Source organism: Alteromonas sp. LOR (genome assembly GCF_000753865.1).
Taxonomy (GTDB): domain Bacteria; phylum Pseudomonadota; class Gammaproteobacteria; order Enterobacterales; family Alteromonadaceae; genus Alteromonas.
Genome location: NZ_JQFW01000040.1, coordinates 17,693 through 30,573, shown reverse-complemented (window position 1 = coordinate 30,573; position 12,881 = coordinate 17,693). Strand labels below are relative to the sequence as shown.

The window sequence follows — 12,881 nt, the reverse complement described above, 5'->3', positions numbered from 1 at the left end:
CTATCTCCTCAGATTAAATAAGGCTGTTGTGCCAGCACTTTCAACAAGGGCTCTTCTGCGAGCGGCTTACTATAAAGATAGCCCTGCAATTCTTCACACCCCATATCCCGTAAACACAACGCGTGCTGAGATACTTCTATACCTTCGGCAACCACTTTCATGCCAATTGACTGGGCCATTGACACTAAATTTTTTACCACGTTGTAGCACTTTTCTTCACTATCTACACCGGCAATTAAACTCCGATCTATCTTAACCACTTGAGCCGGCAAATTAAGAAGATAGTTGATAGCAGTATGTCCGGTACCAAAATCGTCAATGGCAACGTCAATACCTAACTTTTCTAACCTCTTAAGCTGTTTACAGCAGCCATCGAAGTCTTCGATAGCGGCTGACTCCGTTATTTCCACACACAAATTTTCTGGAACTAGGTTTCCCTCAGCTATCAAGGCCTTTACAACATCGACAAATTTGTCATCGTGTAACTGCTTTGGCGATACATTGAAAGCAAGCTTAAACCCATCTAGCAAAGTAAATGCTTGCCATCGTATTTGAAACCGTGCCGTTTCTCTTAACACCCATTCGCCGATCTCTTGAATAAAATCTCCCTCTTCGGCGACTGGAATAAAAATCTCTGGTGATACTGAGCCGTAACCCGCACTCGTCCAGCGCAATAAACTTTCTAACCCGACAATTCTTCCCGTTTTTGCGCATACTTTCGGCTGGTAAACCAAACTAAATTCATCTTCAAAAATGGCAGACTTTAGTCGTTCTAGTAGCTCGTTATTTTGACTGGAGTGAGCCTGTGAACCGTTAGCAGTAGACGAGGTTATTACAGAAAGATCCTTTGACTCATTGGGGTGCTGCTTTTGCAGTTGATTGTTCATCATCACACTAAGAAGGTGGTTTTTATGCCGCTTTTCAACACCGATACTCACTTCATCGAGCAGACGTTTATTGTCCCACGGCTTGCGCAAGAAGCGCTCTGCCACATCATCGTTCATGCACTCTATAACGTCATCAATGTCGGCATCACCGCTTAATATAAAATGACAGGCAAAAGGTTGATGGGGGCGGGACTTGCGTAAAAAAGCGACACCGTTCATTTCTGGCATACGGTAGTCAGCAATAATGACATCGAAAGATTGAGCTTTAACCATAGCTAAGGCATCTTTCGGGCAAGAGGACGTAATGACCTGGTAACCCGCATACGTTAGTACGCGACTTAATGCGCGAAGCACGCTGGTTTCATCGTCTACGAGCAAAATCTTTGAATGCAGCTCAGGCTTCATTGTCTACTCATCGCCTTACTGTTGCCCCTTAACAATGCCAACTAACCAAATGAATGTTGATTCACACAACGTGGATAGCGTTTAGGCTATTCACATTGACTCAACACGCTTTCAATACGCGTTACGTATAAAATGCCATGTATCGCAAAAAACGCGCTATATTTATTCCACTGCTTATTTTATCACCTAAAAAAGCAAGCGCGCCATAAATTAATATAGTACATTTATGACACTTGCGACACAAAACGAAAAAATACGCTCAGAAAATTGATTTCAAAGAGTGAATATTCAAGTAACAACGTGAAAAAGAACAGATAACAATCAGATTACAGGTTCACACGGAGTGCTTAGGGTGAATGCTAACCTTAAAAGGTATGCAATAACATACAACTTTCGTCGGTGAAATTTTCGTCGGTGAAAATTTCGTCGATGAAAGAATTGTGCAAAGAACAGCACGACCTCTCTATAAATGCTTTTTAGTTTTCGTTGTCGGCTTTGATACAGCGGGGTTGTCTGGCCAAAAATGTTTAGGGTAGCGCCCCTTCATCTCTTTTTGAATTTCCTTATAACTTCCCTCCCAAAATGTACCGAGATCACTGGTGGTTTGAAGCGGCCGTCCGGCGGGAGAAAGTAATTCACACACCACTGTTATGCGACCATTGCCAATAACAATAGGTGCAGACTGAGAATACATTTCCGTTAACTTAACGGACAGCACTACATCGCCGCTCTCTCGATAGTCTAGGGCAGCTTCTCGCCCGGTGGGAATGCGCATCGTCATAGGCAAGAGTGTTGCAAGAGCATCTTGCTGGGGCCAGGTTAGTCCATTATTGAGCGCCGTTTTCCAAGGCAGTTTATGCAACATTTTTAACGATGAACATCGCGCTAAATGACCGGTAAGCCCCTCTTTGGCCTGGTGAACAACATCATTTAACGATTTAGGCCACGGTGCGTCTTCACCAAAGGACTGCGGCTGAGGTAACTCGTACTGTGCAGCTAATTTAACTCGACGCCACCACTGCCAGTCAGCTTCAGATAAGGGCCATTCTTTAAGCACAAGGGATTCAAGGTAGCCTAACCATGCCTCAACAGTAGCCTGCTCCCAATATGCACTATCTTTTGAGCGCGTATCTTTTGAGACCGGCGTAGTGTCTAAATCGATATCATAAAACCCGGTTATGGTGCGCGCTTCCATTAAACCGCTGACACGATTTAATCTGATGCGCTGCTGCTGATTGAACGCATGTGGAAATATGCCTCGTAGCAGTGACTCTGAAATAGGCTGAGCCTGACGAATTTTCACTGTATTTTCAATATGCTGCCCATGTAGCACAGCCAACCACTGAGGCGGAGATTTCGATGACAAGCCGCTAACTTGCGCCCCCTTTCCACTTGCTAGCTTATAGTCTTGAATAATATGGCCGGACCCATCTGCTTTTCTTGTACTTTGGTGCGATGCAGTTTTCGCTTCTCGTAAAAATGCCACCTGCAGTGGATACGCAATGGCTATACACAAACCAATAGCGTCATCGTCTAGTGCAGAGATGGATAAACTATTACCTTCAATGCCAACAAAGCGCGCATAACGCTTTGCTTGCGAGGTTATTTGTGTCCGTTCTGCTGCACTCAATGTACGAAGCAGTTCACTCACCAGCGGTGTATTTTGCCCGAGAGTTCCGCTCTCACTCAATGCCACTACAAAAGGAGCGGCTGCCTGCATTGCCTTCTTTAGTGAGCCTGTTGCTGTATTTTTGAATAAGCCCTGCATTGATTTATCAAGAGACGGATTTGTGTTCTGACAAACCAAAAGGAGATTGGCAAGGTGTGGCTGGCAAGGTAACTCTGCGACCTTTTTTCCGTAAGCTGTAATCGACAGGCCCTCGTCAATACAGTGAATGCGCTGCAGTTTTTTCTGAGCAATCGCTTCTTGAGTGGCAGTGGGCGGCGTAAGTAACGCTAACTCATTCGGCTTACTTCCCCATGCGTAGGTGTCGAGCAAAAAGCTGCTAATATCCTCTCTTTCAATTTGTGCTGCACTGTGATGCGCAAGGCGTTCAAAACTTTCTTGACTGCACAGGCGATAACACTCTCCCTCACTGACTCTCCCCGCTCGTCCTGCTCTTTGTGTGGCTGAGGCTTGGGAAATTCTCTGCATTGTGATTTGTGTCATATCACTTGCCGGGTGGTACTGTGCAATATTTTCCCAAAGACTATCAATTACCACTTTAACCCCTTCAATGGTTAAACTGGTTTCAGCAATATTGGTCGCCAAAATAACTTTTCTTCGGCCCTCATTATCTGCTACTAACGCTTGCTGCTGTGCACTTTTCCCCAACGCGCCATATAACGGGCACACCGCTATATCTTGACTTTGACTGAACGAATTAAGCTCTCGCTCAACAGCATTTATCGTTGCGCGACTTGGCAAAAATACCAGCACATCACCGTCGTGACGTGTTACGGCATTTTTAACCACCTGCGTGGTATTCACCACAATGTCTTTTGCAAAGGTATCTTTGTAATAGAAAACCTCAACGGGGTAGGCCCGCCCTTGAGTATTCAGGTGACTGATAGGCAATGCACTGTGCTTTTCAAGTAAGCGACTAAGGGGCTCTAAGGCAAGAGTAGCCGACATAACAAGAATACGTAAATCATCGCGAAGCCCCGCTTGCACTTCTAGCGCAAGTGCCAAGCCGAAGTCGCTGTGAATACTGCGCTCGTGAAACTCATCGAAGACAATTGCGCTGACGCCTGTTAACTCAGGATCGTTTTGAATTATTCGTGTCAGTATGCCCTCAGTAATTAATTCAATACGAGTTTGTGCACTAACCTTACTTTCACCCCGTATTCTATAGCCTATGGTTTGCCCCACCGACTCACCAAGCTGCTTGGCTAAATAGTCTGCTAAATTCCTTACCACCACTCTTCTTGGCTGCATCAACAATATTTTGCCAGTAAGATCTGTATTTAACAGTGACAGAGGCAGTACCGTAGATTTACCTGCACCAGGGGGCGCACCAATCACGACATTATTGGTAGCAATTTCTTTGGCTAACCCGTCAACTAGAGAAAATGCGGGTAAATGAGATAAGTTATCTAACATAAGGACGTTCAATCAAGGTAATGAATTAAGCTACTGAATTAAGGTAATGACCTAAGGCGATTTATGAGAGCAAATCGTTGAGGGCATATTACAGCATTCATCGCTATCTGCTAGCGTCGTATACTGTCTCAAAATCTGATCTGGATTTATCCTAATTGCATAGCGATTAGGGCATGTTGAATATAAAAGCTCAAAGGATAAAGAATGCGTTGTTTTATAGGTTTAGATTTAAGTGCGTCAGAAAAGCTCGCTTTAGATAGCTGGCGGCAGCAGGCAATGCCCGAAGTATTGCCTCGGCACATGACGAAAAGCATGATAAGAAGCAACGACGTAGGCACAGATACCGGTATACGCAATAAAAATAAAGGCAAGACACGGAGTAAAAAAACAAAAAGCGCCGTTAACAAAGGCATTAACAATAATGAGCCGGGGGTGCCTTACGCGGTTCCTGCAGCTAATTACCATATGACACTTTGCTTTTTGGGCGACATCGATCATCGCCAACATGAAGCCCTTATGGCTGAGTTAGATGCGCTAACCGCTGAACCCTTTACGCTTACACTTGATGAGACTGGTATATGGAACGGCCCTAAAATATTATTTAGCGCCCCAAGTTCGCCGCCCAATGAGCTTATGAACTTAGCAAAGCTGACACGAAAGAGTGCGAGAAGCGCTGGTATTGAAGTAGAGGGAAAAGAGTATAAGCCGCACATCACGATGGTGAGAAAAGCAACATCTACATTGCCTCTGCCACTTTTTGCTCCAAGTATTGATGTACAGGCCAGCGCGTTTCATTTGTTCGAGTCTGTATCTACGCCTCAAGGTGTGGCCTACCCCATTCGTGACTCTTGGTCACTCGAGCACAATATTTCAATTAGAGAAAAACTGAGAAGGGGCATCACAGATTGACGCCATAAAGCTACCTTGGCGATGTCTGCACACCGTGTAGTATAAAGAGACAGCGCTAAGCCCTTTACATCCCTACCATTGACAGGTAAAAAGGTGTGACGTTTTTCGAACCTGCCTATATTCATGCAACAAACTTATAAATTAGTTATTGATTGCCCAGACCAAGTTGGTCTGGTCGCAAATGTGTCTCAGTTTTTAGCCGACCACAATGCCACCATCGTGGAAGCAAGCCATCATACCGACCTGCAAACCGGTCGCTTTTTTATGCGCCACGAAATAGGCGCGAGCTCTTTAACGCTGAATGCAGAAAGCTTCGTTGAAGAATTTACGCCCTTAGCAAATGAATACCAGATGAATTGGAAGTTTACCGATTCATCGAAAAAACAGCGAGTAGCGCTACTAGGCAGTTTGGAATCTCACTGTTTAGTTGATTTACTGCACCGCTGGCATACAGGTGAACTGCATTGTGACATTCCGGTTATTATTGGTAATCACCCGCAAATGAAACAATTTGCCGACTGGTACAAAGTCCCTTTTCATTGGGTTGACTTTAAAGCACTTGGCAAAGAGGCTGCGTTTGCTCAAATATCCACGCTGCTTAACGAATACGCCATCGATTTGACTGTGCTTGCGCGCTTTATGCAAATTCTGCCAGATAGCCTGTGTCAGCAGTTACAAGGCAAGGCGATAAATATTCACCATAGCTTTTTGCCTAGCTTTGCTGGGGCAAAACCCTATCAGCAGGCCTACGATCGCGGCGTAAAGCTGATTGGTGCCACCTGCCACTATGTGACGAAAGACCTTGATGAAGGCCCTATTATTGAGCAAAGCGTGAAACGCATCAGTCACAGCGACAGCGCCAATGACATGGTACGCAAAGGAAAGGACTGCGAGGTAACGGCATTAGCCCACGGGGTTCGATATCACCTAGAAGACAGGGTTATTATTCACCGTAATAAAACAGTGGTTTTTGCGTAAGCCAATGTAGTTCAGCAACATTTGCGTGAAAGGCGTTCGCTTAATCCCTAGCACTGCAAATAAGCACTGCCAATAAACAGCGCCGACAAAGAATCACTCGTAGAAAGGGCTTTTAAATAAGCCCTTTTTTATACCGGGCTTACGCGCATGGCCCGTCTAAGCTTCATGTAATACCACAGGTTCGATACCGCAAAGAGTGCTTCTGTGATTGCGAGTCCCCATGTTTGGGTGATAATGCCGTACAAGGTGAAGTTAATAGACCCCACTATCATACAGATTCTCAGACCTGCTTCTTTACAATGTAGTTCACCAAACCGGTATGCCATAAACGTAAACACAGGCATGGTTTCAATAAAGGACGTTTTACCCGTTAGGTTATTTACGGTAAGCACGAGGCACATCATGCCTATCAATGTTACGTAAGTAGCAATGGGAGACAGTAACTTTTGCTTGATCAATCGATAACTGGTGCTCAGTCCCGCCACCGTAATAACTATTGCACCTCCCCACGCCTGCTCAAATACCAATAAAGAGCCAATAGCCACACACAACCCTAGATTTAATAGGAGCAATTTACGCTCGGTATTAGACCAGAAAGACCCCAGTGCGAAAGCCACTGGAAAAGCATGCAGTAAAAATTCAAACATCGCGCTTCACTTAAAAAAACAGGGGGTAAAAAGGCGCTATAAACGATAGCGATATGGAACGAGCGCAGTGTAATTTTTAAGGTTAAAAATGCAATCAAAATTTAATCAATTTCGATGAATTGCATACGAGTTAGACGCGTTGGTTTACACGCCCTCCACTGGCAAGGGTAAATCACAACAGTGAAGGTCTGTTAACCTACTATTACGGTAAAGAGCATTTAACTTATATTTACATTGCCTTAGTATGTTACTACGTCAAAATACCTCGCCAATAAAGAGGTATAAAATCATAACAAAAGACAGGAAACCTCATGAGAAACTTTAAGTCGTCACTCACCGCAATGGCTGTTGTCGTTGCGCTAAGTGCATGTTCAGAACAAAAAGTTGCTGAAACCTCGGTTGCGCCAGTACCTGAAACAGCGGGGATGGATTCATCAAGTACCGCACAGTTCGACAACGTATTGCTGCAAGAATTTAAAGGACCGTACGGCGGCGTGCCGGCCTTCGACAAGATGTCACTAGAAGATTTAAAACCAGCTCTTGAAAAAGCGATGGCGTTAAATTTAGAAGAAATAGATGCTATTGCCAATAATGACGCACCGCCAACATTCGACAATGTTATTGTGGAAATGGAACGTGCTGGCGCAGAACTCGGCCGCGTATTTACCTACTACGGCATTTGGAGCGCGAACAAATCAAGCCCTGAATTCCGCGAAATTCAGGCAGAAATGTCTCCTATCTTGTCTTCATTTTTTACCAAAATTACGCAGAACGAAAAACTGTTTGCTCGTGTAAAAGCGGTTTACGAATCTGACGAGTTATCATCGCTTACTGCTGAAGAACAGCGTATTGCGTGGATGACTTACAACAGCTTTGCACGCAACGGTGCAACACTAGATAGCGAAAGCAAAAAGCGTTATGCGGAAATTAATAAAGAGCTAGCGACACTGCACACCAACTTCTCTAGCAATGTACTTGCTGATGAAGAAAATTATGTGACTTACATCACAGAAGAGCAGTTAGATGGCCTGCCGGCATCATTTGTGAAAGCAGCAAAAGCCGCTGCCTCGTCTCGAGGCGAAGAAGGTAAGTACGCCATTACTAATAGCCGCTCTTCTATGGATCCGTTCCTCACCTATTCTACAAACCGCGAGCTACGCGAACAGGTATGGCGTACGTATTATAATCGCGGCGATAACGCAGATGATTTCGATAACAATAAAATCATCAAGCGAATATTAACGCTGCGTGACGAACGTGTTGAACTACTTGGTTATGAAAACTATGCTCAGTGGCGTTTAGAAGATCGCATGGCGAAAAACCCAGAAAATGCGATGGAGCTAATGATGAAAGTATGGCCCGCTGCTATTGCTCGGGTTGAAGAAGAAGTTGCCGATATGCAGGCAGTTGCAGAAGCTGAAGGCGCAGATATTACTATTAAGCCTTGGGACTACCGTTTTTATGCCGAAAAAGTACGCAAAGATAAGTACGACTTAGATTCAAACGAAGTGAAGCAGTACCTGCAGCTTGATAAGCTTCGCGAAGCGATGTTTTACGTCGCCGGTCGTTTATTTAACTTTAACTTCACTCCAATAGAAGAAGGAAAAGTTTCTGTATTCCACGAAGACGTCAAAGTTTGGGAAGTAACAGATAAAGACAGCGGTGAACACATCGGTCTTTGGTACCTTGACCCATTCTCTCGCAAAGGTAAGCGTTCGGGTGCATGGGCAACAACGTATCGCTCGTATACCACGTTTGACGGTAAGAAGACGGTGTTATCTTCAAACAACTCTAACTTTGTAAAGGGTGCTGAGGGCGAAGCGACGCTAATCTCTTGGGATGATGCAGAAACGTATTTCCACGAGTTTGGTCATGCCCTTCACTTCCTATCTGCTGACGTTAAGTATCCGTCTTCGCACTCTGGCGTTCGCGATTACACCGAGTTTCAATCTCAGCTACTCGAGCGCTGGTTAACAACCGATGAGGTGATTAACCAGTTCTTAGTACACCACGAGACAGGTGAACCAATTCCCGCGTCTCTTGTTGAGAAGATTAAAAAGGCATCAACATTCAATGAAGGCTTTAAGACGACAGAGTATATGGCGTCAGCCATCATGGACTTGAAATACCACACCACCAACCCTGAAGATATCGACCCAGATGCGTTTGAGCGTGAAGAGCTAACTAAGCTCGATATGCCTGAAGAGATTGTTATGCGTCACCGTTCTCCGCACTTTGGTCATGTATTCTCAGGTGAAGGTTACGCCGCTGCATACTACGGTTATATGTGGGCAGAAGTACTGACTGCCGATGCAGCCGAAGCCTTTATGGAAGCCCCTGGCGGTTTTTACGATAAGGAAGTTGGCGATCGTTTGGTGAAATACCTATTCTCTGTTCGCAATGCGATGGACCCAGCAGAAGCGTATCGCAAATTCCGTGGACGTGATGCAGAAGTAGATGCACTAATGCGCGATAGAGGATTCCCAATCCCGAAATCAAACGACGAGTAAACACCCTGTTTACATCAGTCACTTTTTAGTAACAAAGCCGCCATAAATTGGCGGCTTTTTTCATTGACCCTTCAGTCAGTTATGCCGCACAATCTTAAATGAACGGCTGTTTATCAATACCATTAACTTTGACACACATTGGCCGATACACTTTATTCTGGCGCTATGTATTTCAAGACTATGCATTTTAAGTCTATGTATTTTAAGTCCATGCATTTTGGCATTATGACGTATTAGCCTAAAACTAGGTGTTAAGTACTAGATACTAGGTATCAAGTTCTAGGTATTGAATATTCAGCACCTTCAAACTCTGTGTAATAAAAATATCTGTAAAATAAAAAGAATAATGACACAGAGTGTAATTAGCCAAATAGCGCTGTATTAATTCGGACGTTGCGGTGCTTGCTGTATTGCTTGCCGTGCTATGTTCCTATTTGCAGCATTAACTTACGTGTATCAGCATTAACTTACGTGGTCGAAAGCTATGACTTTCAGTATTAAGCAAAAACTCATTATTTCACTTATTGTTGCTGTACTAGCGGCATCTATTTTAGTTGGGTCTATTAGTCAGTGGATTGCTCGTGACCTCGTTAAAGAAAACATGGAAACGCTGCAACTTACCGCCCTGTTAAAGCAAATTGGAAACCGCGTGGATAGCGAAGCAAATGTAATGCTTACCGTTGCCCACAGCATTGCCTCGAACCCGGATATTTTAGCGTGGTCGGCCAGTGGTGCAGATAAAGCTGGCGAACGCAGATTGCTTAACTATCTCAACGACATTGTGAGTTTTAACGATCTTACCGTCGCTTCTTTTGTCGATAGAAATACCTACAAGTATTGGAATCAAGATGGTTTCTTACGCACCTTAAAAAATGACGAGTTCGACGGGTGGTTCTTCGCCTATAAGGGCAGCGGTGAGCCAATTTCACTCAGTTTGTACAATGAACCTGGTCAAGGGTATCGACTGTTTGCAAATTATCAGCAAATTAACGGCAGTGGCATGTCAGGTGTTGCAAAATCCGTTGATGAGCTGCTTACCATCATCAATGCCGTTAAAATTGCACAAACTGGCTTTGTCTATCTTGTTGACGGGTCGGGAACGATTATCGCTCACCCCGATACAAAGCTTTTAGGTAAAGCTAAGTTAGCCTCTGTCAGTGATAATCAAACTGCATCGGCTTTGCTAACTAAACAAGACTTCGCCATGGCTACCAGCGAACAAGACAATGGCAAAATGCTGTATGCGAGCACTTATGTAAAGAAAGCGGGTTGGTATGTTGTCGCTCAGGTTCCTGAAAGCGAACTTTACGCGTCTTTGAATGCAGGAAGCCAGCAAATCATTATTTGGTCATTGATCATCGCTGGCGGCTTCGCGCTCATCGGTATTTGGCTTGCAGGCACATTAACCAAGCCCCTTGAATCACTTGCAGATATTTTCCAACAGTTAGGAAAAGGTGAAGGCGACCTTCGTGCACGTATACCGGTTCCAGAGCAAAAAGAAATTGCCCGCCTCGTTGAAGGTTTCAATCAGTTCATCGACCATTTACACGCCACCATTTCTAAGGTGGCAAAAACCAGTGAAGAATTGAAATTATCTGCGGCTGACGTTATCCGTCAGTCACAACAAACCGAGCACTCAACAAAGAGTCAGCGTGACCAAACGTTGCAAGCCGCTGCGGCATTAACTGAAATGGGCAGTACAGTGAGTGAAGTAGCTCAATCGGCAACTCACGCGGCGCAAAACGCTAATCAAGCAAATACAAACTCAGAACAAGGTCGACAAGTTACGCAAAAGGCCGTAGTTGCTATTCAAGACTTAAGCGGGCAGATACAAACGGTATCTGGGGTAATTCAGTCTCTCGATGAGCACACCAGCGCTATCGGTGGCATTCTTGATACTATTCGAGGTATTTCAGAACAAACCAACCTACTTGCGTTAAATGCGGCTATTGAAGCAGCTCGGGCTGGCGATCATGGTCGCGGGTTTTCAGTGGTAGCAGATGAAGTACGAACGTTGGCTCAGCGAGCAGCCCAAGCCACTGATGAAATCCAGGTGAAAATTGATAAATTTCAGCAAGACTCTAAGTCTGCGGTAGATCAAATGGAAACGAGCCGCACAAAAACCGATGACGTGGTGACAGCCACTAACGAGATTGACGCCTTGCTTCAAAAGATTACTCACGAAATTTCAACCATCAATGACGTGAACACCCAAGTGGCCACAGCCACTGAGCAGCAAGCCGTTGTGGTAGAGGATATCAGCCGCAATATCAACGATATTAGTGCTTCTAGTGAAGAAACCTTAAATGCGACTCAGGTGCTAGTTAGCGTGAGCGACAGGCTAGATGAACTTGCTAAGGCGCTATCAATTGAAGTTAATAGGTTTAAGATTTAAACCTGCATAGCGCACTTGTTTTAATTAGTGCTTGATATAAGTAGCGTACTGGTTACAACCAGTGCGCTACTTCGCTAGGTCTCTAAAGACGTACCACCGGCTATTGAAAAGATGCTTTCGTAAGAGATGCCGCACGGGTCTCGGTTTTTTCTTCGGTAAACCAATAGTTACCGCCTTTATCCACACACACTCCCTCAACCTGCTTATAACCCTCTAACGGCCAAATAGAGGTTAATGTGAAGTCTTGCGACACTTCAGCGATAAAGGCTGCGAAATTACCAAAAGGGTCTGATTTGTAACCTACGACCACGTATTGTTGTTTACCCGAATCATAGTCCACTCCTGTGACGACGCCTGGCAAACCAGATAGGGCAGCGAATGGCGTAAGCACTTGCAGACTTTCACCTTCATTTATTCGATAAACATGAGTAATACCCGAGCTCCAACTCTTGGAGAAAAGCAGTAATTCATTGCCTTTTTTCACCATGGCTTCGGCGTCGTAATCATGGGCATAGGGAATGTTGCTATTCACGTTATTAGCAGCGTATTTGATTGACAGCGTTTCGATGTCTTTCACATTTTGCTGATTCACTTTATAAACTGCAACCTGCTCTCTCTGCCCTTTGTTGTTGCCAATATCGGCGACATAAAAGTAATCACTGTCTGCACTTACTGCTTCCCAGTCATTGTTAATAATGGGCAGAGTAATTGTTTGTTTCAGTTTGCCGCTATAACTTACTTTAAATACAGCGGGCGCATTCCCTGAATCGTTGATTGACAGCACATGGTCATCTGCGCAAAAAAGCCCTGATGTTTCTGACAGCATTGGAGGTAAGGTTATCGTCTCTTCTATGTGTAGGCCTTTTGATGAGGAAGGGATCGGGGCCATGCAACCGCTCACTGCGCAGAGTATTGATACTGCGTAAGCCAAACGCAATGAAGGTATGAAAGAATATGTCACAGACTATCTCTATGGAACTGTTCATAAGAAGTGAAAAGAATAGCAAATATTCAGGGGCGTGTTGATCTTTACCGTGTATTATTGAA

General features: G+C 44.6%; 8 protein-coding genes. 4 read left to right on the top strand and 4 right to left on the bottom strand.

Annotation, left to right across the window (positions count from 1 at the left end):
• Positions 1-8: 8 nt before the first annotated feature.
• Both JV36_RS0112615 and hrpB read right to left on the bottom strand, forming a co-directional pair.
• Entirely contained in the window at positions 9-1,292 is a 1,284-nt protein-coding gene (locus JV36_RS0112615) for a GGDEF/EAL domain-containing response regulator (RefSeq protein WP_032095160.1), read from the bottom strand.
• Between the two features lie 463 nt (positions 1,293-1,755).
• Positions 1,756-4,395, bottom strand: coding sequence for an ATP-dependent helicase HrpB (gene hrpB / locus JV36_RS0112610; protein ID WP_032095159.1), 2,640 nt, complete (start codon positions 4,393-4,395; stop codon positions 1,756-1,758).
• A 204-nt stretch (positions 4,396-4,599) separates the two neighbouring features.
• On the opposite strand from hrpB, the gene thpR reads away from it, so the two are divergent.
• Together thpR and purU are read left to right on the top strand one after the other, a co-directional pair.
• On the top strand, positions 4,600-5,304 hold the full coding sequence (gene thpR, locus JV36_RS0112605; protein ID WP_032095158.1) for an RNA 2',3'-cyclic phosphodiesterase: 705 nt from the start codon (positions 4,600-4,602) through the stop codon (positions 5,302-5,304).
• 123 nt (positions 5,305-5,427) lie between these two features.
• Positions 5,428-6,282, top strand: coding sequence for a formyltetrahydrofolate deformylase (purU, locus tag JV36_RS0112600; RefSeq protein ID WP_032095157.1), 855 nt, complete (start codon positions 5,428-5,430; stop codon positions 6,280-6,282).
• 128 nt (positions 6,283-6,410) lie between these two features.
• Here purU and JV36_RS0112595 read toward each other — a convergent pair whose 3' ends face one another.
• Complete coding sequence (locus tag JV36_RS0112595) at positions 6,411-6,929, bottom strand: YgjV family protein (protein ID WP_032095156.1); 519 nt, start codon at positions 6,927-6,929, stop codon at positions 6,411-6,413.
• A gap of 311 nt (positions 6,930-7,240) precedes the next feature.
• On the opposite strand from JV36_RS0112595, the gene JV36_RS0112590 reads away from it, so the two are divergent.
• Both JV36_RS0112590 and JV36_RS0112585 read left to right on the top strand, forming a co-directional pair.
• Entirely contained in the window at positions 7,241-9,439 is a 2,199-nt protein-coding gene (locus tag JV36_RS0112590) for a M3 family metallopeptidase (protein ID WP_032095155.1), read from the top strand.
• 484 nt (positions 9,440-9,923) lie between these two features.
• A complete protein-coding gene (locus JV36_RS0112585) occupies positions 9,924-11,834 on the top strand; it encodes a methyl-accepting chemotaxis protein (protein WP_032095154.1) in 1,911 nt (636 codons plus the stop codon).
• 100 nt (positions 11,835-11,934) lie between these two features.
• Here JV36_RS0112585 and JV36_RS0112580 read toward each other — a convergent pair whose 3' ends face one another.
• Positions 11,935-12,723, bottom strand: coding sequence for a hypothetical protein (locus JV36_RS0112580; protein ID WP_152561508.1), 789 nt, complete (start codon positions 12,721-12,723; stop codon positions 11,935-11,937).
• Between the last annotated feature and the right edge of the window lie 158 nt (positions 12,724-12,881).